The sequence below is a fragment of the Micromonospora sp. NPDC049282 genome (genome assembly GCF_043197045.1).
Classification (GTDB): domain Bacteria; phylum Actinomycetota; class Actinomycetes; order Mycobacteriales; family Micromonosporaceae; genus Micromonospora.
This window is the reverse complement of the sequence record NZ_JBICSL010000002.1, coordinates 422,600-445,122: the sequence shown is the minus strand read 5'-3', so window position 1 is coordinate 445,122 and position 22,523 is coordinate 422,600. Positions and strand designations below refer to the sequence as shown.

At 73.7% G+C, this 22,523-nt stretch carries 17 protein-coding genes; 14 read left to right on the top strand and 3 right to left on the bottom strand.

Going from position 1 to position 22,523, the window contains the following annotated elements:
• Positions 1–35 precede the first annotated feature (35 nt).
• Positions 36–1,610: a glutamate synthase-related protein gene (locus tag ACGFI2_RS05900; protein WP_393511280.1), complete on the bottom strand. Its 1,575-nt coding sequence runs from the start codon at positions 1,608–1,610 to the stop codon at positions 36–38.
• Positions 1,611–1,672: 62 nt separating this feature from the next.
• Here ACGFI2_RS05900 and ACGFI2_RS05895 point away from each other — a divergent pair, with 62 nt between their 5' ends.
• From ACGFI2_RS05895 to ACGFI2_RS05880, 4 genes are all read left to right on the top strand, one after another.
• Positions 1,673–2,260: an RNA polymerase sigma factor gene (locus ACGFI2_RS05895; protein WP_393511277.1), complete on the top strand. Its 588-nt coding sequence runs from the start codon at positions 1,673–1,675 to the stop codon at positions 2,258–2,260.
• Positions 2,253–2,966, top strand: coding sequence for a hypothetical protein (locus ACGFI2_RS05890; protein WP_393511274.1), 714 nt, complete (start codon positions 2,253–2,255; stop codon positions 2,964–2,966). Before ACGFI2_RS05895 ends, ACGFI2_RS05890 begins: the two co-directional genes overlap by 8 nt.
• Positions 2,967–3,053: 87 nt before the next feature.
• The gene (locus ACGFI2_RS05885) at positions 3,054–3,629 is read left to right on the top strand and encodes a hypothetical protein (protein ID WP_393511639.1); all 576 of its coding nucleotides are present in this window, start codon (positions 3,054–3,056) and stop codon (positions 3,627–3,629) included.
• 39 nt (positions 3,630–3,668) lie between these two features.
• Positions 3,669–4,226, top strand: a complete 558-nt coding sequence (locus ACGFI2_RS05880; RefSeq protein WP_393511271.1) for a hypothetical protein — start codon at positions 3,669–3,671, stop codon at positions 4,224–4,226.
• A 7-nt stretch (positions 4,227–4,233) separates the two neighbouring features.
• Here the strand turns inward: ACGFI2_RS05880 and ACGFI2_RS05875 are convergent, their stop codons facing one another.
• The gene (locus ACGFI2_RS05875; protein ID WP_393511268.1) at positions 4,234–5,427 is read right to left on the bottom strand and encodes an endo-1,4-beta-xylanase; all 1,194 of its coding nucleotides are present in this window, start codon (positions 5,425–5,427) and stop codon (positions 4,234–4,236) included.
• A gap of 174 nt (positions 5,428–5,601) precedes the next feature.
• Between ACGFI2_RS05875 and ACGFI2_RS05870 the strand changes: the two genes are divergently transcribed.
• A complete protein-coding gene (locus ACGFI2_RS05870; protein WP_393511265.1) occupies positions 5,602–7,086 on the top strand; it encodes an RICIN domain-containing protein in 1,485 nt (494 codons plus the stop codon).
• A gap of 7 nt (positions 7,087–7,093) precedes the next feature.
• Here the strand turns inward: ACGFI2_RS05870 and ACGFI2_RS05865 are convergent, their stop codons facing one another.
• Complete coding sequence (locus ACGFI2_RS05865) at positions 7,094–8,098, bottom strand: LacI family DNA-binding transcriptional regulator (RefSeq protein ID WP_393511262.1); 1,005 nt, start codon at positions 8,096–8,098, stop codon at positions 7,094–7,096.
• A 135-nt stretch (positions 8,099–8,233) separates the two neighbouring features.
• On the opposite strand from ACGFI2_RS05865, the gene ACGFI2_RS05860 reads away from it, so the two are divergent.
• The 9 genes from ACGFI2_RS05860 (at position 8,234) to ACGFI2_RS05820 (ending at position 22,357) form a co-directional block, all read left to right on the top strand.
• Positions 8,234–9,544: an ABC transporter substrate-binding protein gene (locus ACGFI2_RS05860; RefSeq protein WP_393511259.1), complete on the top strand. Its 1,311-nt coding sequence runs from the start codon at positions 8,234–8,236 to the stop codon at positions 9,542–9,544.
• Positions 9,541–10,539, top strand: coding sequence for a carbohydrate ABC transporter permease (locus ACGFI2_RS05855; protein ID WP_393511256.1), 999 nt, complete (start codon positions 9,541–9,543; stop codon positions 10,537–10,539). The genes ACGFI2_RS05860 and ACGFI2_RS05855 overlap by 4 nt, the downstream gene beginning before the upstream one ends.
• The gene (locus ACGFI2_RS05850) at positions 10,536–11,402 is read left to right on the top strand and encodes a carbohydrate ABC transporter permease (protein WP_393511636.1); all 867 of its coding nucleotides are present in this window, start codon (positions 10,536–10,538) and stop codon (positions 11,400–11,402) included. The genes ACGFI2_RS05855 and ACGFI2_RS05850 overlap by 4 nt, the downstream gene beginning before the upstream one ends.
• 39 nt (positions 11,403–11,441) lie before the next feature.
• Positions 11,442–13,766, top strand: coding sequence for a glycoside hydrolase family 3 N-terminal domain-containing protein (locus ACGFI2_RS05845; protein WP_393511253.1), 2,325 nt, complete (start codon positions 11,442–11,444; stop codon positions 13,764–13,766).
• Between the two features lie 221 nt (positions 13,767–13,987).
• Entirely contained in the window at positions 13,988–15,472 is a 1,485-nt protein-coding gene (locus ACGFI2_RS05840) for a glycosyltransferase family 39 protein (protein WP_393511250.1), read from the top strand.
• Between the two features lie 77 nt (positions 15,473–15,549).
• The gene (locus ACGFI2_RS05835) at positions 15,550–17,409 is read left to right on the top strand and encodes a glycosyltransferase family 2 protein (protein WP_393511247.1); all 1,860 of its coding nucleotides are present in this window, start codon (positions 15,550–15,552) and stop codon (positions 17,407–17,409) included.
• A complete protein-coding gene (locus ACGFI2_RS05830) occupies positions 17,403–18,545 on the top strand; it encodes a glycoside hydrolase family 26 protein (protein ID WP_393511244.1) in 1,143 nt (380 codons plus the stop codon). The genes ACGFI2_RS05835 and ACGFI2_RS05830 overlap by 7 nt, the downstream gene beginning before the upstream one ends.
• A gap of 111 nt (positions 18,546–18,656) precedes the next feature.
• Positions 18,657–19,550: an alpha/beta hydrolase family protein gene (locus tag ACGFI2_RS05825; RefSeq protein WP_393511241.1), complete on the top strand. Its 894-nt coding sequence runs from the start codon at positions 18,657–18,659 to the stop codon at positions 19,548–19,550.
• A gap of 119 nt (positions 19,551–19,669) precedes the next feature.
• Positions 19,670–22,357 carry a LuxR C-terminal-related transcriptional regulator gene (locus ACGFI2_RS05820; RefSeq protein ID WP_393511238.1) on the top strand — a complete coding sequence of 896 codons (2,688 nt, stop codon included), beginning with the start codon at positions 19,670–19,672 and terminating at the stop codon, positions 22,355–22,357.
• Positions 22,358–22,523: the final 166 nt, after the last annotated feature.

Here is a 22,523-nt window from a genome sequence, read left to right as displayed (position 1 = left end):
CTGCCGCGGCCCGGCGTCCCACGGGGGCGGAACGCCTAACCGACGGCGGTGGGGGAGGGGGGCGCGCTTCCGCCGCGCGGCGCCTTCGGCGTCATCAGCCGGACGATCTCCGCCCGGTCGGCGGCCGACGGCAGCCCCCACTCGGGCCGGTAGCCGTACACCTCGTCCAGCGGGGTGGACGCGGTCCGGCCGTCGGCGATCTCGACGGAGTCGGTGCCGACCAGCCCGGGGTGCTCGACGCCGCACGCCTCGGCGACCTTGACCAGATCGCGACGGAGGGTGCGGATGTAGTTGGCGGCCCGCACTGACTTGCGGGCCGGCTCCAGGCCCCGGGCCAGCCACGCGTTCTGGGTGGCGACCCCGGTCGGGCAGGTGTCGGTGTGGCACTTCTGCGCCTGGATGCAGCCGATCGCCAGCATCGCCTCCCGGCCCACGTTGACCATGTCGGCGCCGAGCGCGAACGCGACCACCGCGTTGTCCGGCAGGCCGAGCTTGCCGGCGCCGACGAACACCACCTGCTCGTGCAGGCCGCGCTCGGCGAACGTCCGGTAGACGCGGGAGAAACCCTGCTGGAAGGGGAGCGACACCGAGTCGCTGAAGATCAGCGGGGCGGCCCCGGTGCCGCCCTCGCCGCCGTCGACGGTCACGAAGTCCACCCCCCGGCCGGTGTCGCGCATCAGCGTGGTCAGCTCCTCCCAGAAACCGAGGTCACCGACGGCGGACTTGATGCCGACCGGCAGTCCGGTCTCGGCGGCGAGCAGCTCCACCCAGTCCAGCAGGCTGTCACAGTCGGAGAACTCGGCGTGCCGCGACGGGCTGACGCAGTCCTGCCCCGCCGGGATGCCCCGGGTGGCGGCGATCTCGGCGGAGACCTTCGCCGCCGGCAGCAGGCCGCCGAGGCTCGGCTTGGCGCCCTGACTCAGCTTGATCTCCAACGCCCGCACCGGCGCGCCCGCGACCAGCTCCTTGAGCCGGTCCAGGCTGAACCGGCCGCGCTCGTCCCGGCAGCCGAAGTAGGCGGTGCCGAGCTGGAGGACCAGCTCGCCACCGTTGCGGTGGTACGGCGACAGCCCGCCCTCGCCGGTGTTGTGCAGGCAGCCGGCGAGCGCGGCGCCCCGGTTCAACGCCTCGATCGCGTTGCCGGACAGCGAGCCGAAGCTCATCCCGGAGATGTTTACCACCGACTCCGGCCGGAACGCCCGCGCCCGGCCGCGCGCCGCGCCCAGCACCTTGGCGCAGGGCAGCGCCACGTCGTGCCCGGCGCCTGGCGCGGACGGCGGCACGGCCCGGCCGAACGTGCGGTGCTTGATGATCGGGTAGCCGCGGGTGTGCTCGATGTCGTTGTCGGTGCCGAACCCGAAGTAGTTGTTCTCCTGCTTCGCCGAGGCGTACACCCAGCGCCGCTGGTCGCGGGTGAAGGGCCGCTCCTCGTCGTTGCCCGCCACGACGTACTGGCGCAGCTCCGGCCCGATCGCCTCGATCAGGTAGCGGGCGCGGCCGAGGACGGGGAAGTTGCGCCGCAGCGCGTGGTCGCGTTGCAGCAGGTCCCGGGCCGCGAGGGCGGCGACGGCGGTGACGGCGGCGGGTACGGCTCTTCTGGCCCAGCTCATCCCGCCACTCTTTCCGCCGCGGGCGTCGGTCAAACTCCGGTGGAACCCGGGCCGCGCGGGCGGTGTCAGGGAAGTGGACCGAGGCGGAGGTAGCCCTGGACGACGAGGAGATCGTCACCCGCGTACGCGCCGGTGACCGGGAGGCGTACGACCTCCTGGTCGCCCGGCACACCGCGTCCGCGTACCGGACGGCGGTGCTGCTCGGGGCCGGGTCGGACGCGGAGGACGTCATCCAGGAGGCGTTCGTGAAGGCCTACCGGAAGCTGTCCCGCTACCGGGGCGACGCGTCGTTCCGCTCCTGGCTGCTCGCGATCGTGGCCAACGAGACCCGCAACCTGCACCGTTCGCGCGGCCGACGGGACGGGCTGGTGCTGCGGGCCGCGGCCGCGGACCCGGCGACGGAGGCCACCGCGGACGACGGGCTCGGCGCGGTCCTCGCCGCCGAGCGCCGGGCCGCGCTGGTGGGGGCGCTGCGTCGGCTGCCCGCCCGGGACCGCGAGGTGATCGCCTGCCGTTACCTGCTCGACCTCACCGAGGAGGAGACCGTGACCGTGCTGGGGTTGCCCCGGGGCACGGTGAAGTCGCGCACCCACCGCGCCCTGGCGAAGCTGCGCGGCCTGCTCGACCGCGAGGTGGCGCACCGTGGATGAGCTGGAGCGGGAACTGCGGGACCTGTCCGCCTGGCTGGAACCGGCCGCGCCGCCGGACGTGGTCGCCCGGGTCCACGCCCGCCTCGCCGCGCCGTCGCGACGGCGGTGGCGCCACCTGCTGGCCGCCGCGCTCGCCGCGCTGCTCGTGGCGGCGCTGCCGCCGGGCCGCGCCGCGGTCGCCGGCGCGGTGTCCGGGCTGCTGCGGTTCGCCGGCGTCGTCGTCGACACCTCGGCCACCCCGACGCCACCCACCGGTACGCCGTCGCCGCTGCCGGGGCAGCGTCCGGTCGCCCTGGTCGAGGCGCAGCGGCAGGTCCGCTTCCCGATCCGGGTGCCGGCCCGGCTCGGCGCCCCGGAGCGGGTGCTGGTCGCCGACCCGGACGGCGCGGGCGCCCACCGGGTGGCCAGCCTGCTCTGGCGGGGCGGTGCGCTGCGCCTGGACGCGTTCGACGGCTCGCTCGACATCGCCTTCCACAAGGAGGCCGCCGGCGCGGACGTGACGTTCACCCAGGTGCACGGCGACTTCGCGATCTGGGTCGGCGGCCCGCACGCGCTCGCGTACGTCGATCGGCGTGGGACGGTGCGGGTGGCCACCGCGCGCCTGTCCGCCGCGACGCTGATCTGGCAGGACGCGGGAGTGAGCTACCGCCTGGAGGGCGACCTCACCCGCGACGAGGCGCTCGACGTCGCGGGCTCGCTGGAGTGAGCGTGGAACCTGCCGGGCCCGGCAGGTGTCCTGCTGACGGGTTTCGTCGTCGATCGGGGGTGCCGGATGTCCCGTCCGGGCAGGATCATGTTGGTGTCGGTGCTGCTGCTGGCCGGCTGCACGAGCGCCGGGCCGCCGGCCCGGCCGTCGCCGGCCGGGGCGTCCACAGCCGGGGCGTCCACAGCCGGGGCGTCCACAGCCGGGGCGTCCACAGCCGGGGCGTCCACAGCCGGGGCGTCCACAGCCGGGGCGTCCACAGCCGCGTCGGCGGGCTGCCACTCCCGGGTGGCGACCGGCCGGCTGCCGGACTGGGCGGACGCCGGGTTCAGCGGGGACACCCGGATGCCGCACGTGCTCGGTGACCGGGGCGAGATCGTCGCGATCCTGTTCGGGCACCCGCTGACCGTCGGCCGGAGCGAGGGCCCGACCAACAAGATCCTCTGGGTGGGGAGCCCGGCGGCCGGCTCGCCCGACCCGGCGGCGTCGACCACGCTTGTCATCACCGCGACGCTCGACGGCGCCGGCACCCGGGTCACCCGGGAGGTCGCCGGCGGTCCCGGACCGTCCATCGTCGACCTGCCCGTGGCTGGCTGCTGGCATCTGCGGCTGGCCTGGTCCGGCCGGTTCGACACGATGGACCTCGCCTACCGGGCCGCCGCTTGAGGCGGGCATGGCCGCGCCCGGTGCGGGTAACGCTGCGTCATGGCGAAGTACACCAGGCCCGAGCTTCGGGAACAGCTCAAGGAGGAGATCAGGGCCTCCGACAAGGGTGGCCGGCCGGGGCAGTGGTCGGCCCGCAAGTCGCAGCTGCTGACCAACGAGTACAAGAAGCGTGGCGGGGGCTTCGAGGGTCCGAAGGACGCGCGGCAGCGCTCGTTGCAGCGCTGGGGCGGCGAGCAGTGGCAGACCCGCTCGGGTGACACGCGTGCCCGACACGACGGCGAAACCGACCGTTACCTGCCGAAACAGGCATGGGAGGAGCTGTCGGAGAAGGACCGGCGGGCGACCGACACCCGTAAGCGGCGTGCGTCGCGCTCCGGTCGGCAGTACGTCCCGAACACCGGCCCGGCGAAGCGGGCGCGCCGGGACGCGACCGCCGCCGAGCAGGTGACCGAGCTGCCGGTGGCCGAGGCGGTCAAGCTCGTGCGCGACCTCGACAAGCGTCAGCTCGACGCGGCGCTGCGCCGGGAGCGCCGCGGCCGGGCCCGCAGCACGCTGATCCGGCGGCTGGAGTCGGAACTCCGCCGCCGGACAGCGTGAGCGCCGTCTAGCGGCGCGGCTGCTGCGGTACGCGGGGCAGCACGAACGGCGGGCCGGAGTAGATGAGGTCGGCCTTCAGCTCCTGGTACGACCGCTTCGGCTGGTAGTTCTCGTCGTAGACGGTGGCCAGGCCCTCCGGCGGGTCCGAGAACGCGCCCGGCACCCAGGAGTGCTTGTCGGTGAAGCCCCAGAGCGTGAACGACAGGCAGTGCCGCTCGGCCAGGCAGGCGCGCAGCAGCGTGCTGAAGTTGGCCGCGGACGCCTGCAACCGCGGGTTGATCTCGGCGGAGTCACCCGCCTGCACTCCCGCGGTCATCTGGCTGCGCACGTCCACCTCGGTGAACGCGGTCGCCAGCCCCAGGCCGGCGAACTTCCGCAGCGCGGCGACGACCTGGAGGGTGTCGTAGTTGCCGTACTGGGTGCCCAGGTGGCCCTGGCTGCCGACGCCGTCGATCGGCACGCCCCGGGACCGCAGGTCACGGGCCATCTCGTAGACGAACTGCGTCTTGTCGTTTGCCGGGTTGCCGGAGCCGAAGGCCTCGATGTTGTAGTCGTTGTAGAACAGCAGCGCCTTCGGGTCGGCGGCGCGGGCCCAGCGGAACGCGTCGGCGATGTAGCCGGGGCCGAGGTGCTCGGCCCAGAAGCCCTTGTAGTGCAGGGTGGACGGGGTGTCCCAGGGGTCGCTGACCGCCTCGTTCACCACGTCCCACTGCCAGATCTGGCCCTTGAAGTGGCGGACCACGGCGGTGATGTGGTCGCGCAGGATCCGGCGCAGCTCGGTGGCGTCGATGGAGCCGTCCGCGACGCCGCTGGTCAGCCAGGTCGGCAACTGGTTGTGCCAGACCAGCACGTGGCCGCGGACCCGCTGCTGGTGCTGGCGGGCGAAGGCGACCAGCTCGTCGGCCGGACCCCAGTTGTAGGTGCCCCGGGTGGGCTCCAGGCTCTCCCACTTCATCACGTTCTCGGCGGTGACGGTGGAGAACTCGGAGCCGGCCAGCTCGCGGTAGCGCGGCTCGGCGGCGTTGTCGAGGGTGGCCATGTCGACCGCGGTGCCCACGTACAGGCCATGGCGCTTGGCCAGGTCGCGCAGGCTCTGCGCGGTCGGGTCGTAGGGGCGCCCGGCGGTGGCGGGCACGACGTTGAGGGCGGCGGCGGTCGCGACGGCGACGATGCCGGCGGCGATCCAGCGGCTCGGTTTCATGGTTGTTCCTTCCGGCCAGCGCGGCTTCCGAAACTTCCGGGAACATTTCCGAAATTCGGCCGGAACCTTACGGCGGTCGATGTGGCCCCGTCAATCGCCTGCGGCGCCCCTCGACGCCTTGACGTGCAGCGGTGTTAACGTGAACATAGATAAACATCGTTCACTGGAGGCGTGATGAGACGTGGTCGATCGGTTCGTCGGACGCTGATCGTGCTGGTGGCGGCCGTTACCGCGATGGTCGGCGGCGTCGTCGTCGCGTCGGCGCCGGCCACCGCCGACACCGGTGGTTTCCGGGGCATGAACTGGGCCGTGCTGGGGGACAACTTCAGCACCGGTCCGCTTGTCGTGCAGGGTCTGAGCGCGTCCGACAGCAACGCGACGGTGCGGGCCAAGGCCAACGCCCTCTACGACGACATGGCCGCCAGCATGGGGGTCAACACCGTCCGGCTGCCGATCAACACCCACACGGTGGGAACGGCGTGGTGGGAGGCGTATCGCGGCGCGATCGACGCCGCCACCGCCCGCGGGTTCAAGGTCATCCTCGCCTACTGGGAGGACGGCGCCGCCTCCGGCGGCCGGATCACGAACCTCACCGCGTGGAACGCGATGTGGTCCACGGTGACCAACACGTACGGCGCGAACCCGAACGTCTACTTCGAACCGATGAACGAGCCGCACGGTTACAGCTCGACGGAGTGGCGCAACGTCGCGGCCAACTGGCTCAGCTACCACTACTCGGCCGTGCCCGCCCGGGTGCTCATCGGCGGCACCGGGTTCAGCCAGGACCTGCGGGACATCTGCAACGACACCCGCTTCAACGCGACGTTGCTCTCGTTCCACTACTACGCCTTCTTCTACGGCGCGATGACCTACGACGCCTTCCGGAGCCACATCCAGACCCGCCTCGGCAACTGCGCCGGCCGGGCCGTCGCCACCGAGTTCGGCGCGCCCATGAACGACGGCCGCGACTACGCCGACGCGAACAGCACCGACAACTTCGTGCGTTACATCCGCGCCATGGCCCAGGTGATGCGCGACAACCGGATGGGCGGCACCTACTGGCCCGCCCTCGGCGGCAAGCCCGGCACCATCGGCTACGACTGGTACTCGATGTACTCGCTCAGCGGCAGCGGCACGAACCTCGACCTGACCGTCCGCAACACCTCCGGCGCGGACCGGATCCGCTACGGGTGGGGCGACACCGTCGGCGACGGGCCCACCACGCCTCCGCCGCCGACCGGGACGTTCTACCGGGTCACCGTGCGCCACAGCGGCAAGGCGATGGACGTCCAGGCGCCGAACACCGACAACGGCGCGCGCGTCGGCCAGTACACGTACGGCGGCAACGCGTGGCAGCAGTGGCAGTTCGCCGACGCCGGCAGCGGCTACTGGCGCCTCGTCAGCCGCAACAGCGGGAAGTGCCTCGACGTGGTGGGCGCCTCGACCGCCGACGGCGCCGAGCTGATCCAGTACACCTGCGGCAGCGGCAGCAACCAGCAGTTCCAGATGGTCGCCAACGGCAGCTGGTTCCAGCTCCGGGCACGACACAGCGGCAAGTGCGTGGACGTGCCGGCCGCGTCGACCGCGGACGGCGTGGTCCTCAAGCAGTATCCGTGCAACACCGGCGCCAACCAGCAGTGGTCGCGTGCGGCCGCCTGACGGTCGTCTAGCCGTGCGGCCGGCAGGAGGCCCGCACCACCAGCTCGGTGGGGAGCCGGATGTGCGCGTCGCGGTCCACGCCGGCGATCAGGTCCATCAGCAGGCGCAGCGACTCGGCGCCCATCCGTTGCAGCGGTTGCCGGATCGTGGTCAGCGGCGGGTCGACCAGCGCCGACTCCGGGACGTTGTCGAAGCCGATCACCGACAGCTCGTCCGGCACCGGGATGCCCATGGTCCGGGCGACGTCGAGCGTGGAGATCGCGGACAGGTCGTTTCCCGCGAAGATGGCGGTCGGCCGGTCGGGGAGCGCCAGCAGTTCCGCCGCGGTGCCGGCGGCGCCCTCGATCCGGAAGCCGCCGACGCGGACGAGCCGCTCGTCCACCGCCACCCCCGCGTCGGCCATGGCCTGCCGGAAGCCGGCCTCACGCAGGCGCGCCGACTCGAGGTCGGGTCGACCGCTGAGGTGCCCGATCCGGCGGTGGCCGAGGGAGAGCAGGTAGTTGGTCGCGAGGACCGCGCCGGCGAAGTTGTCCGAGTCGACGGTGGGCAGGCCGGACGGGCCGGTGTGCGGGTCGACGGCCACCACGTGGAAGCCGTGCTTGGTCTCGACCACGGTCGGCGTCACGATCACGGCGCCGTCGATGAGCGTCCCGGAGAGCCGGGCCAGGGATCGCCGCTCCCAGCCGATGGCGGCGCCCTCGCCGTCGCCGCTGGAGTAGGCCAGCAGTTGGTAGCCGCTGCCGGCGACCTCCCGGGAGGCGCCCTTCAGCAGCTCGGTCGAGAACGGCTCGAACTCGGCGACCAGGATGCCCAGCACGTTCGTGCGGTGGCTGCGCAGGCTCTGCGCGCCCAGGTCGGCTTCGTACCCGAGCTCGTGGATGACCTGCCGCACGCGCTCGACGGTGGCCTGGGCGACGCCGTACCTACCATTGACGACCTTAGATACGGTCGCCACCGAGACGCCGGCGGTACGTGCCACGTCGGACATCTTGACGCGCTGCGGGAAGGCCACGCCGACGATGATAGAGGGCGCGAGGGGCGGCGTCGCGACGGTTTCGAAAACGTTATCGATACCGATTGACATCGAGTTACGTGCCTGTAACACTCCCCGACAGGTAACCCGACTGAGCGGTCGAGGAGACATTTCATGGCGATGAAGCGCCGCGCCGGTGCCGTCCTGGCACTGTTGATGACAAGCGCCCTCGTCGCCGCCGGATGCAGCGGCGGTGGCGAGGACGAAGCAGACACGGGAAGTGAGCTGTACAAGAACCCGGTGACGTTGACCTGGTGGCACAACGCCTCCCAGGACGGCCCCGGCAAGACGTACTGGGAGAAGGTCGCCAAGGACTTCTCCACGGCCCACCCGACCGTCAAGATCGAGATCGAGGCGATCGAGACAAACCAGCTCCAGCGCACCCGGCTCCCCGCCGCGCTCCTGAGCAACGACCCGCCGGACATCTTCCAGGCGTGGGGCGGCGGCGAGATGCGCGAGCAGGTGGAGGCCGACTACCTCAAGGACGTCACCGACCAGGTCAAGGGTGAGGTCGCCGACATCGGCAGCGCCTCGGAGATCTGGCAGGTCAGCGGCAAGCAGTACGGACTGCCGTTCCGGATGGGCATCGAGGGCGTCTGGTACAACAAGGACATGTTCGCCCAGGCGGGCATCGCGGCGCCGCCGACCACGTTCGAGGAACTCAACGCGGCGGTCACCAAGCTCAAGGCGATCAACGTCGTCCCGATCGCCCTGGGCGCGGGGGACAAGTGGCCGGCCGCCCACTGGTGGTACAACTTCGCGCTGCGGGCCTGCTCGGTCGACACGCTGAAGAAGGCGACCACGGACCGGAACTTCGACGACCCGTGCTTCGTGAAGGCCGGCCAGGACCTCAAGGCCTTCATCGACACCAAGCCGTTCCAGAAGAACTTCATCGCCACGCCCGGCCAGAACGACCCGACCAGCGCGAACGGCATGCTGGCCAACGGCAAGGCCGCGATGGAGCTGATGGGCGACTGGAACCGGGGCACGCTGGACACGGTCGCCACCGACAAGGCGAAGCTGGCCAAGTTCCTCGGCTGGTTCCCGGTGCCGGCGATCTCCGGTTCCGCGGGTGACCCGAAGGCGGCCCTCGGCGGCGGCGACGGGTTCGCCTGCGCCAAGCAGGCCCCGGCGGAGTGCGTCGAGTTCCTCAAGTACCTGGTCAGCCCCGAGGTGCAGAAGGGCTACGCCGCCACCGGCACCGGCCTTCCGGTCGCCAAGGGCGCCGCGGACGGCGTGAGCGACCCCGCCCTGAAGTCCATCCTGACGGCCACGTCCGAGGCCACCTACGTGCAGCTCTGGCTGGACACCGCCTACGGCAGCACGGTCGGCACCGCGATGAACGACGCCATCGTCGCCATCTTCGCCGGCAACGGCAGTCCGGAGAAGGTCGTCGCGGCCATGAAGGCGGCCGCGAGCAAGTGACCTCCACCGACCAGACCCGGTTCCCCGCCGGCGGCGTCTCCGCGCCGCCGGCGGGCCTCCGGCCCACCGCACGCCCGTCCGCTCGTCGGTCGCAGACCCGTCGCAAGTGGTACGAGATCGTCGGGCTCACCACGCCGGCGCTCGTCGTCTACGTGACCTTCGTGCTGGTGCCGATGGGCTTCGCGTTCTACTACAGCCTGTTCCGGTGGCGCGGCGTGGGCCCGCCCACCGAGTACGTCGGCTTCAAGAACTACGTCCTCGCCTTCCAGGACCCGATCTTCCTCGACGCGCTGCGCAACAACGCCATCATCGTGTTCGGGTCGCTGCTGATCCAGGGCCCGATCGCGCTGGGCGTCGCGCTGCTGCTCAACCGCCGCTTCCGCGGGCGCTCCACGTTCCGCCTGCTGGCCTTCGTGCCGTACGTGCTCGCCGAGGTCACCGTCGGCATCATGTGGAAGCTGATCCTGACCGGCGACGGCACCATGGACGTGCTGCTGCGCGCGGTCGGCCTGGGCGGCCTCGTGCAGGCGTGGCTCGCCGACCTCGACGTGGTCATCTGGACCCTGCTGTTCGTCGTCACCTGGAAGTACGTCGGCTTCGCCATCATCCTGCTGCTCGCCGGCCTGTCCAACGTGCCGGACGAGCTGACCGAGGCCGCCGCCATCGACGGCGCGAGTTGGTGGCAGATCCAGCGCCACATCACCCTGCCGTTGCTGGGCCCGACGATCCGGATCTGGATGTTCCTGTCCATGATCGGTTCGTTGCAGGTCTTCGACGTGGTCTGGGTGACCTCGGTGCCCGCGGTGCGGTCCCTCGGCGCGTCGGCCACCATGGCGACGTACATGGTGGACAACGGGTTCTTCGCCCGGCTCTGGGGCTACGGCAACGCGATTGCCGTGATCCTGTTCGTCATCTCCTTCGTCGCGGCGCTGCTGTTCCAGCGGTTCCTGCTCCGCCGGGACATCGAGGGCGCCATCACGAGAAGGGCGAACTGACCGTGACCGCGAATTCCGTCCTCTCCCGGTCCGCCGGCCGCCGGCCGATGTCCTGGGGCACGCCGCTGACCTACGCGCTCGCGCTCGCCGTCGCGGCCGTGTCGATCGCCCCGATCGTCTACGTGATCGTCGGCGGCTTCCGCACCACCCCGCAGATCGTCGCGGACCCGGCCGGGCTGCCCGATCCGTGGGTCTGGGACAACTACGCCCGGGTGCTGACCCAGAGCGACTTCTGGCGGCAGGCGTTCAACAGCGCGGTGATCGCGCTCGGCACCACCCTCGGCGTCGTGGTGCTCGGCCTCTGCGCCGCGTTCGTGATCGCCCGCTACACCTTCCGTGGGCGGGAGGCGTTGCACACCTTCTTCACGCTCGGCCTGCTCTTCCCGGCCGGCGCGGCCATCCTGCCGCTCTACCTGATGCTGCGCGACCTGAACCTGATCAACTCCTACTACGCGGTGATCCTGCCGCAGGTCGCCTTCTCACTACCGATCACGATCGTCATCCTGCGGCCGTTCCTGTCCGCCATCCCCCGGGAGTTGGAGGACGCCGCCGCGATCGACGGCGCGGACCGGCTCGGATTCCTCTGGCGCATCGTGCTGCCGCTGTCGCGACCCGCGCTGGTCACCGTCGGGATCCTCGCGTTCGTGGCGAGCTGGAACGCGTTCCTGCTGCCGCTGCTGGTCCTCGGCGACGTCAACCTGCACACCCTGCCGCTGGGCGTGCAGAACTTCTCCAGCCAGTACACCACCGACACCGCGGGCGTTCTCGCCTTCACCTCGCTGGCGATGCTGCCGGCGTTGCTCTTCTTCACGCTCGCCGAGAAGCAGATCGTCGGAGGCCTGCAAGGCGCCGTCAAGGGCTGAGCGGCAGCGGTACGAGCACAACCAAGGGAAAGGCACACCATGACAGAGGTCCACGCGGTGGTGGGCGGGCCGGCGCCGGCCCAGGCAGCTCCGGACCACGACCGGCCCGACGGACACACCGGCGAGGCACGGGTACGGGAGCTGCTCGGCCGGATGACGCTCGACGAGAAGATCGCGCAGCTCGTCGGGTTCTGGGAGAAGGAGGACGGCGAGGCGGTCGCGCCCCTGCAGGGCGAGTTCACCGACGCCGTCCGGCTCGAGGACTTCGTCCGGCACGGGCTGGGTCACCTCACCCGCGCCTACGGCACCCGCCCGGTCGACGCCGCCGCGCGTGCGGCCTGGCTGTGGTCGTTCCAGCGGAACCTGGTCACCGGCACCCGGCTGGGCATCCCGGCGATCGTCCACGAGGAGTGCCTGACCGGCCTGTCGGCGTGGAAGGCGGCCACCTTCCCCACGCCGCTGGCCTGGGGCGCCGCGTTCGACCCCGACCTGGTGACCGAGATGGCCGCGGCGATCGGGTCGTCGATGCGGGCGCTCGGCATCCACCAGGGGCTCGCCCCGGTGCTCGACGTGATCCGGGACCCGCGTTGGGGTCGGGTCGACGAGTGCGTCGCCGAGGACCCCTACCTGGTCGGCACCATCGGCACGTCGTACGTGCGCGGCCTGCAGTCGCAGGGGGTGCTCGCGACGTTGAAACACTTCGCGGGCTACTCCGCCTCGCGTGCCGGGCGCAACTTCGGCCCGGTGCACGCCGGCCCCCGGGAACTCGCGGACGTGCTGTTCCTGCCGTTCGAGATGGCGATCCTCGACGGTGACGCCCGCAGCGTCATGCACTCGTACGCCGAGATCGACGGGGTGCCGGTGGCCGCCGACGCGGCGATGCTGACCGGCGTGCTGCGGGACCGGTGGGGCTTCGACGGCACGGTGGTGGCCGACTACTACGGGGTCGCCTTCCTGAACCTGCTGCACCACGTCGCGGCCGACAACGCGGACGCCGCCGCGCAGGCGCTGGCCGCGGGCCTCGACATCGAGCTGCCGACCGGCGACGCCTACCTGACCCTGGCCGAGTCGGTCCGGGCCGGCACCGTCGACGAGGCGCTGGTGGACCGGGCGGTGCTGCGGGTCCTGCGCCAGAAGCAGGAACTGGGACTGCTCGACGCCACGTTCGCCGACGAGCCGCCCCGGGCGATCGACCTGGACCCGCCGGAGCACCGGGCGATCGCCCGCCGCCTCGCCGAGGAGTCCATCGTCCTGGTCGCGAACCAGGGCGTCCTTCCGCTGCCGGCGGGCCGGCGGGTGGCGGTCGTCGGCCCGAACGCGGACCGGCCGGGCGCGCTCTTCGGCTGCTACTCCTTCCTCAACCACGTGCTGGTCCAGCACCCCGGCGTGGAGGCCGGGTTCGAGGTGCCGACCGTCCTGGACGCGCTGCGTGCCGAGTTCGGCGGCGATCTCGTCACCGCGGCCGGTGGCTGCGACGTGGACGGCGAGGACCGGTCCGGCTTCGACGAGGCGGTGGCCATGGCGTCCGCCGCCGACGTCGCCGTCCTGGTCGTCGGTGACCACGCCGGCCTCTTCGGCCGGGGCACGGTCGGCGAGGGCTGCGACCGGGACGACCTGGAGCTGCCCGGCGTCCAGCGGGAACTGGTCGAGGCGGTGCTGGCGACCGGCACCCCGGTCGTCCTGGTGCTGCTCACCGGCCGCCCGTACGCGCTCGACTGGGCGCTGTCCCGGTGCGCGGCCGTGGTGCAGTCGTTCTTCCCCGGCGAGGAGGGCGCCGGCGCGATCGCGGGCGTGCTCTCCGGGCGGGTCAACCCGTCGGGTCGGCTGCCGGTCAGCCTGCCCGGTTCGGCCGGCGCGCAGCCGTACTCGTATCTGCACCCGACGCTCGGCGCGGGGAACAACGGCACCAACCTGCCGGCGACGCCGGCGGCGCCGTTCGGCCACGGCCTGTCGTACACGACGTTCGCGTACGACGGCCTGACCGTGCCGGCCACCGTGCCGACCGACGGCGCGCTGTCCGTGACGGTGCGGGTCACCAACACCGGCGCGGTCGCCGGCGACGAGGTGGTCCAGCTCTACGGCCACGACGTGGTGGCCCCGGTGACCCGGCCGGTGGCGCAGTTGCTCGGCTACCGGCGGGTACGCCTGGAGGCGGGGGAGTCGGTGACCGTCGGGCTGACGGTCCCCACGACCCGGCTGGCCTTCTCCGACCGCACGCTCACCCGGGTCGTGGAGCCCGGTGAGGTCGAGCTGTGGGTCGGCACGAGCGCGCGGCGGGACGCCGAGGCGTCGACCACGCTGGTCGGTGACACCGTCCCGGTCACCAACGCGTCCGCCCGCTGGACGACCACCGAGCTGAGCTGAGCCGAGGTCCGGTCCGCCGGTCGTCCACGGGGACGGCCGGCGGACCGGCGTATGCCTTCCCGCGCCCGTCGACACGCCGACCGCCCGCGACACGCCTCCGCACCACACTGCCGGGATGGAAGTGATTTAACCCCATATGGGGCTTATCGCCGGCTCCGGCTCCGTAGGCTCCGGATGTCATCCAGCCCCGAACGAGGGCTTCCGGTGCCGGCCCGACAGGGATGCGTGAGTCGACGATGATGGACGCGGACACCATGGTCCTGCCCCGGCTCGGGCCGGCCGAGGCCGGCGTCGAGGACCCGTGGGGCGAGGACCGGCCGCCGCGCCGGAGCCGGTCCGCCGCGCGCGCCGCGGCCGGGGTCGGCCGGTGGCGGGTGGCCCCGTGGCTGCTGCCGGCGCTGCTGGCGGGCGGCCTCGGCGGCGCCGGGCTGGGGACGCCGGGGCTGCGGACCGAGGAACTGGCGACCTGGCGCGCCGCCACGTCCCCCTGGCGCGACGCGCTGACCGGCGGCGAGGCGGCGCCGTACCACCTGCTGGTGCGGGGGTGGGCGGAGCTGTTCGGTGCCTCCGACGTCGCCCTGCGCCTGCCCTCGTTGCTGGCGGTGACCGCGGCCGTGGCGCTCGTCGGTGGGCTGGCCGCCCGGTTGTTCGTGCCGGGCACGGGCGTGCTGGCCGGTGCGATTCTCGCGGTGCTGCCGACCACCACCCGGTACGCGCAGGAGGCCCAACCGCACGCGGTGGCGCTGTTCGCCGCCGTGCTCGCCACCTGGCTGCTGCCGCCGGTCCTCGATCGGCCGACCGCGCGCCGGCTCGCGTCGTACGCCGGGACGGTGGTCCTGCTCGGCCTGTGCCAGCCCGGTGCGCTGCTGCTGCTCGTCGGCCACGGTTGGATCGTGCTGGCCTTCCGGCGCCGGGCGGCCGGCCGCTGGTTGGCCGCCGTGACGCCCGGGGTGCTGCTCCTGGCCGCGTTGCTCTGGTTCGGTGGGCGTGGCGGCGGGTTCCTCCCGCCCGGGGTCCGGCCCGATCCGGCCGCCCTGGTGGCGGCGCCCCGGGAGTTGTTCGGCGTCGCCGCGCTCGGCGTGGCGCTGGCCGGCCTGGCCCTGTTCAGCCTCCCGCTGCGCCACGCGGCCGCGATCTGCACGGCGTGGGCGCTCGTGCCGGCGCTGGCGATGCTGCTCGTCGCGTGGGCCGTCCCGGTCTGGTCGCCGGCGGGCCTGTTCTTCACGGTGCCGGCCTGGGCGGTGCTCGGCGCGGTCGCGCTGTCCCGGCTCCGCCCCGGCTGGGCGGTGGCCGGGCTGGCGGCGATCGCCCTGGTCGGCGTGCCGGCCCAGGCGACCGTGCGGGCGTCCGACGGGCACGGCCAGGACCCGCGCCGGGTCGCGGCGATCATCGACGGGTCGGGGCAGCGCGGGGACGGTGTGCTCTACGGCGATCCGGCCGCGCGGGCGCTGGTGGCGCGCTACGTTCCGGCCGGCCACCGGCCGCTCGACGTGCTCGTCGCGCCGGCGGGACAGGGCTGTGCCGGGTGCCCGGGTGGCCCGCGCCGGCTGTGGCTGATCCAGCCCGGTCACCACGCCGTGTCGCGGTCGTCCGGCGACGCGCCGGTGCAGCGGGCGCTCCGGGCCGGCTACCAGCCGGCGCAGGTCTGGTGGCCGACCGGTTACACGGTGGTCCTGCTGCTGGCCGAGCGCCAGCAATCCGCCTGATTCGTGCCCTTTAGGGTTGATTGTCGGCTTAGGATCGGTCGGGTTCGGGCGAGCCCGATGCAGACCATGGGGGAAACGTGGCCGTCGCCGCTGATACACGCCTGTCCCGCGCCACCCGGCCGGGAACTCCGGGCGACTGCCCGCCGCCGGCCGCGCCACCCGGGCGGCCCGCCGACCCGGAGCCGGACCGCCGGCAGCGCAACATCCGGGCCCGTCTGGCGTACGCCCGCTGCGGCGCCACCGCCGGGCCGCTGCGTCCGCCCCGCCGCCCCGACGCGGCGGTCGAACTCCGCCCCGCCGCCTCGGTCGCCGCGCGGCTGGTGCTGACCCTGCTGGTGCTGGTCAACAGCGCGGCCGGCCTGCTCTTCGTCGGCTGGCTGCTGCTGCCGCAGCACGTGCCCGGCCCGGGCGTCGTCGGGTTGGGCGGCTGGCAGACGGTCGCCGCCCGGCTCGCGTTCTGCGTGGTCGTCGGCATCGAGCTGATCCGGCTGGCACAGAACGCGGTGGTGTGGGTGTTCGCCTTCCACGCCAAGGACCCGGTACCGGTCGATCCGCCGGTCGGCCTGCGAGTGGCGCTGCTCACCACCATCGTGCCGAGCAAGGAGCCGCTCGACGTCGCGGAGCGCACCCTGCGCCGGCTGCGGGAGATCGTCTACTGCGGACGGGTCGACGTGTGGATCCTCGACGAGGGCGACGACCCGGCGGTGCGGGCGATGGCGGCGCGGTTGGGCGTGCGCCACTTCACCCGCAGGGGCCGGCCGGAGTACAACCAACCACACGGCGAGTTCCGGGCCCGCACCAAGTCCGGCAACCACAACGCCTGGCGGGCCGAGCACGAGGACCGTTACGACGTGGTGGCGAACGTCGACCCGGACCACGTGCCGCTGCCGAACTTCCTGGAACGCACGCTCGGCTACTTCCGCGACCCCGACGTGGCGTTCGTGGTGACCCCCCAGGTGTACGGCAACATGCACCAGAACTTCGTCGCCCACGGCGCCTCCGTGCAGCAGTACCTCTACAACGGGCTGATCGCGCGCGGCGGCAACGGTCTGGACGCGCCGCTGCTCACCGGCACCGGCCACCTCTACCGCCCGGCGGCCTGGCGGACCATCGGCGGCTACCAGGACTCGATCATCGAGGACCACCTCACCAGCATCCGGATCCACGCCGCCGTCAACCCGGCCACCGGCCGGCGGTGGAAGGGCGTCTACACCCCGGACGTGGTGGCGCTGGGGGAGGGGCCGACCTCCTGGGCCGACTACTTCAACCAGCAGAAGCGCTGGGCGGCCGGCATCTGCGAGATCCTGCTCCGGCGTGAGCTGCGCGCGCCACGTGAGCTGCCGTCCCGCCGCCGCTGGCAGTACCGCCTGCTCCAGTTCTACTACCCGAGCGTCGCGGTCAGCCTGCTGCTGGGCAACGCCGCCACCGCGCTGTACCTGCTCACCGGCGTCGCCGCGGGCCGGCTCGACCCGCAGGTGTGGGCGACGCTGTGGGGCGCCACGATCGGCACCTGGTTCCTGCTGTGGCTCTGGCTGCGCCGGTTCAACATCGCCCCGCACGAGCGGGAGGAGATCGGCATGGTCGGCATGGCGCTCGCGCTGTTCGCCGGCCCGGTCTACCTGGCCGCCGCGGCCGGCGCGTTGCTGCGCCGTCGGCTCGGCTTCGTGGTCACCGCCAAGGGGACGCTGCGCACCGCCGAGTCGCCGCGTACCTTCCGACTGCACCTGTGCTGGGCGGGAGCCGCGGCCGGCCTGCTCGCGGCCAGCTTCGCGCTGGACCACGACCACCCGCTGCTGCGGGTCTGGCCGACACTGACCCTGCTCACCGGGCTCGCGCCACCGCTGATCGCCTGGGTGGAGAACGCCCGCGCCCGCCGGGACGAGCCCGAGCCGGCGCCCGAGCGGCCGGCGCCGGCCGGCGGGGGCGTGCCGTGCTGAGGCTGACCGTGCCCCGGATCGGCCTCGCGCTGGCCGCCGCGCTGCTGCTGGCGTACGCCTTCGTGGTGGCGCCCGGCGCGTGGCGCGCGACCGCCGACACCCCGGCGGCGACCACGTCCGTCCCCGCCGACGTCCCGGCGGCGACCACGGCCGCCCCCGCCGCCGGCGTCTTCCCGCCGGCCGGGCGGGCGTTCTTCGGGGTGATGACCGACAAGGGTCCCTACGACCTCACCGACACCGACCGGTTCACCGCCGCCGCCCGGCGCGCGCCGCAGGTGATGCTCTTCGGCGCGAGCTGGGCGTCGGCCACGTTCGACCGGAGCCTGTTCGACCGGATCGCCGAGCGGGGCATGATGCCGATGCTGGGCTGGGAGCCGTGGGACCACACCGTGGACGAGGCCGCCCGGCGGACCGGGCTGCCGGCCCGCCGGGTGGACCGGATCCGGGCCACCCAGCCGGACTTCCGGCTGGACCGCATCGTCGCCGGCGACTTCGACGGCTACCTGCGCTCCTGGGCGGACGGGGTGCGGTCGCTGGGCTACCCGGTGGCCATCCGGTTCGCGCACGAGATGAACGGCGACTGGTACCCCTGGTGCGAGCGGGCCAACGGCAACCGGCGCGGTGACTACGTGCGGGCCTGGCGGCACGTGCACGACGTCTTCGCCGCCGCCGGCGCCACAAACGTCACCTGGGTGTGGAGCCCGAACGCGCGGTGGGACAAGACGACCGCCGGGCTGGGCGGGCTCTACCCGGGCGACGACTACGTCGACTGGGTCGGCGTCACCGGCTACTACGGCACCGGCGCGTTCACCAAGACCTACTGGTCGTTCGACCAGATCTTCGGCCCGACCATCGCCGAGATCCGCACCGTCACCGGGAAGCCGCTTGTCGTGACCGAGACCGGCGCCTCCGCCGTGGCGGCGCGTAAGGCCCGCTGGATCCGGGAGACGTTCGACTCGCTGCCGCGCTACCGGAACCTGATCGGGCTGATCTGGTTCGAGGTGGACAAGGAACAGGACTGGCGCATCGCCGACTCGCCGCCGGCGGCGGAGGCGTTCGCCGAGTCGGTGGCCGCCGACCGCTACGACCTCACCTGGTCGCCGGCGATGACGCCGCGCGCCGGTCCGGACGGGTAGACCCGGCGGTCTCCTCGCCGACGACCGGCGATTTCGCCGATGCGGTCGGCGGGCCGGGCATCGATGCTGACGCATGTCGATGTTCCCCCGGCCCGCCAAGGAGTGACCGACGTGCCCACCACCGCGACCCACCCCCGTACCCCCGTCCGTGCCCTGGTCCGGCTCGCCGTGGCGGCCGTGCTCGCCACCGGCGGCGCGCTGGCCGTCCCGTCGGCGGCGGCCGCCGACAACCCCTACCAGCGCGGCCCGGCGCCGACCGTCGCCGTCCTCGAGGCCAGCCGCGGGCCGTTCGCCACCTCGTCCTACAGCGTCTCCGCGTTGAGCGTCACCGGTTTCGGCGGTGGCGTCGTCTACTACCCGACCAGCACCGCCGAGGGCACCTTCGGGGCGGTCGCCATCTCGCCCGGCTACACCGCCACCTGGTCCAGCCTGAGCTGGTTGGGCCCGCGGATCGCCTCGCACGGCTTCGTGGTGATCGGCATCGAGACCAACACCCTGCTGGACCAGCCGGACAGCCGGGGTCGCCAGCTCCTGGCCGCGTTGGACTACCTGGTGCAGCGCAGCTCGGTGCGCGGTCGGATCGACGCCGGCCGGCTCGCCGTGGCCGGGCACTCGATGGGCGGTGGAGGCAGCCTGGAGGCCGCCGCGGCACGGCCGTCGCTGCAGGCCGCCGTCCCGCTCGCACCGTGGAACCTGGACAAGACCTGGTCGGGGGTACGGGTGCCGACGCTCATCGTGGGCGGCGAGAGCGACTCGATCGCGCCGGTCGCCACCCACGCCGTCCCGTTCTACACCAGCATCCCGGCCTCGTCGGAGAAGGCGTACCTGGAGTTGAACGGCGCCAGCCACTTCTTCCCGCAGACCGTGAACACGCCGACGGCCAGGCAGACGGTGGCCTGGTTGAAGCGTTTCGTCGACGACGACACCCGCTACGAGCAGTTCCTCTGCCCCGGTCCGAGCGGCAGCGCGGTCGACGAGTACCGCAACACCTGCCCCAGCTCCTGACGCCGGCTCCGGGGGCGGCCGCACGGCGGCCGCCCCCGGGTCGTGCGCGCATCTTTTCCGACATGTTGCCGATGGGTGACACTGGACGCATGGTTACTGCATCGACAGTGCAAATAGCCTTGCGGGGTCGGGACGACGAGTGCGCCGCGATCCGGCGCCTCCTCGACCAGGCCGACGGCGGCGCGCTGCTCTGCCACGGCCCGCCCGGCTCGGGGCGCAGCGCGCTGCTGGCGTACGCCCGGCGGGAGAGCGGCGACCGCGCGGTGCTCACCGGCGCCGGCCTCGTCGACGAGGCGGCCCTGCCCTACGCCGGGCTGCACCGCCTGCTCGACCCGGTGCTCGACGCGGCCCGGGCGCTGCCGACCCGGCAGCGGCGGCTGCTGCGTCGCACGCTCACCGGCGGGGAGTGCCCGCCCGACCAGCGGCTGGCCCTCGCCGCGGCGGTACGCTCCGTGCTCGCCACCGCGGCACGCGACCGCCCCCTGCTGTGCACCGTGGACGACGTCGACCTCGGCGACCGGCAGACCGCCTGGACGCTCGCGGTGGTGGCGCGCCGGCTGCGCCGGCTGCCGGTGACCCTGCTGCTCACCGCCGGCGTGCCGGCGCCGGTCGACGGCATCCCGGCCCACCGGCTGCGCCCACTCGACCCGCACCAGTGCCGGGCGTTGCTCGCCGACCGCCGGGACCCACCTCCGCCGGCCCGGGTGGCCGCCGCCCTCGCCGCGCTCGGCGATGGCAACCCGCAGGCGCTGACCGACCTGGCCGAGGCGCTCACGCCGGCCCAGTGGCAGGGCGAGGAGCCGCTGCCCGACGCGCCGCCGGCGGACGGCGCGCTCGGCGCCGCGTACCGCGCCCGCCTCGACCGGCTGCCGGCGCCGACGCGCCGGATGGTGCTGCTGGCCGCGCTCGACACCGACGACGATCCGCACACCCTGGTCCACGCCGCGCGGGCGGCCGGCCTGACCGTCGAGGCGCTCGCCCCGGCCGAGGCCGCCGGCCTGCTGCGTACCGGCCCGGCGGGCGTGACGTTCCCGCACCCGCTGGCCCGGACCATGATCGAGGCGGTCGCGCCGCTGGCCGAGCTGCGCGCGGTCCACCTGCTGCTGGCCGGGGCGCAGGGCATGGGGCGGCTGCGTCGCACCCTGCACCGCGCCGCCGTCGCCGACGGCCCGGACCCGGCGCTCGCCGCGGAGCTGGAGGCGGCCGCCGACGAGACCACCGATCGGGCCGGCGCGATCGCCGCGCTGCGACGCGCCGCGAAGCTGACCGCCGAGCCGGCGTGCGCGGCGGAACGGATGGTGGCGGCCGCCCGCCACGCCTGGACCGCGGGCGACCCGGCGCAGGCGCGGGACCTGCTGCGCCGGCTGCCGTCCGCCGCCGCGAGCGGCCCGGCCGACCTGCTCCGCGGCGACATCCAGCTGCGCTGCGAGGCCCCGGGCGTCGCGGTGGCCACCCTGCTGGCCGCCGCGGACGTGCTCGCCCCGACCGACCGGCGGCAGGCCCTGCTCGCGTTGGTCCGCGCCGGGGAGGCCATCTGCGTCACCGGCGACCACTACCGCTATGCCGAGGTGGCACGCCGGGCGGAGGCGCTGCGCGGCGCCGGGGACCCGCCGGACGTCGAACTGCTGGCCACGTTCGCGACGGGCGTCGGGGCGACGTTGCGCGGCGACCACGCCTGGGGCGGTCCCGCCCTGCGGCGGGTCGTGGTTCTCGGCGGCCGGCTCACCGGGCCGGCGCCCAGCCCGGCCGCGCTGGTGTGCGCCGCCGCGGCCGGACTGCTGGTGGCGGTGGACGGTGCCGCCCACCACCTCGCCGGGCGGGCCGTGGCGGCGGCGCGGGCGCGCGGTGAGCTGTCGCTGCTGCCCCGGGCATTGGAGCTGCGGGCGGTCGCGGAGTACTGGTCGGGTCGACACGAGGTCGCGGCGGAGACCGCCCGCGAAGGGCTCCGGGTGGCCCGGTCCACCGGGCAGGACGCCTCCGCCCAGGTGCACCTGGGGATCCTCGCGGTGCTGGCCGCCGTGCGGGCGGACCGGGCCGTCGCGCTCGCACGGATCGCCGAGATCGGTGACCGTGCCGCCCCCGGCAGCCGGCCGGACGCCTACGCGCGCTGGGCGCTCGGGGTACTCGACCTGGTCGACGGGCGGCACGCCGACGCCGCCGCCCGGCTGGCCGCGCTCGCCCGCGTCGGCACCGGCCGGGGGCAGGTGCTGGTACAGGTCATGGCCACCCCGTACCTGGTGGAGGCCGCCGCCCACGACGGTGGGCGGCCCACTGCCGCGCTGGCGGTCTTCGACCACTGGGCCAGCAGCACCGCCAGCCCGTCCCGCCGGGCGCTCGCCGCCCGCTGCCGCGCCCTGCTCGCGCCCCGGGGCGGCGCCGAGGCCGAACGGGAGTTCCGCACCGCGCTGCGGCTGCACCCGGCCGACACCGACCGGTTCGAGCGGGCCCGCACCGAGTTGCTGTTCGGCTGCGAGCTGCGGCGGAACCGCCGGCCGCGGGACGCCCGGGCGCACCTGCACCGGGCCCGGGAGGCATTCCTCCTGCTCGGCGCCACGGTCTGGGGCGAGCGGGCGGGCGAGGAACTGCGCGCGGCGGGGGAGTCGGTCGGGCCGGTGCGGCGGCCACCGGAGCTGCTGTTGACCGGGCAGCAACTGCACATCGCCCGACTGGTCGCCGAGGGGGCGACCAACCGGGAGATCGCCGCCCGGATGTCGTTGTCCACCCGGACCGTCGACCACCACCTGCGCAACGTCTTCCACCGGCTCGGCGTGCGCTCCCGCACCGAGCTGGCCCGCCTGCTCGCCTGAGAGAGGCGCTCCCGGCGGAGCCGGCCACCGCGCCGCGCGTCGCGGCGTGTTGCCGATGTCGTGCCGACAAGCCGGGACGGGGTGGCGTCGCGGTGGCGTCACCACCTGGCGACACCGCCCGGTGCGCCGGTGACGACCGGGTGACGCGGGCTCCGGCAGGGTCGCG

Bases quoted from the DNA above. Each gene is read 5' to 3' on its own strand.
- ACGFI2_RS05900 (WP_393511280.1), bottom strand. From the start codon at position 1,610: ATGAGCTGGGCCAGAAGAGCCGTACCCGCCGCCGTCACCGCCGTCGCC.
- ACGFI2_RS05885 (WP_393511639.1), top strand. From the start codon at position 3,054: ATGTTGGTGTCGGTGCTGCTGCTGGCCGGCTGCACGAGCGCCGGGCCG.
- ACGFI2_RS05880 (WP_393511271.1), top strand. From the start codon at position 3,669: ATGGCGAAGTACACCAGGCCCGAGCTTCGGGAACAGCTCAAGGAGGAG.
- ACGFI2_RS05875 (WP_393511268.1), bottom strand. From the start codon at position 5,427: ATGAAACCGAGCCGCTGGATCGCCGCCGGCATCGTCGCCGTCGCGACC.
- ACGFI2_RS05870 (WP_393511265.1), top strand. From the start codon at position 5,602: ATGAGACGTGGTCGATCGGTTCGTCGGACGCTGATCGTGCTGGTGGCG.
- ACGFI2_RS05860 (WP_393511259.1), top strand. From the start codon at position 8,234: ATGGCGATGAAGCGCCGCGCCGGTGCCGTCCTGGCACTGTTGATGACA.
- ACGFI2_RS05845 (WP_393511253.1), top strand. From the start codon at position 11,442: ATGACAGAGGTCCACGCGGTGGTGGGCGGGCCGGCGCCGGCCCAGGCA.
- ACGFI2_RS05840 (WP_393511250.1), top strand. From the start codon at position 13,988: ATGCGTGAGTCGACGATGATGGACGCGGACACCATGGTCCTGCCCCGG.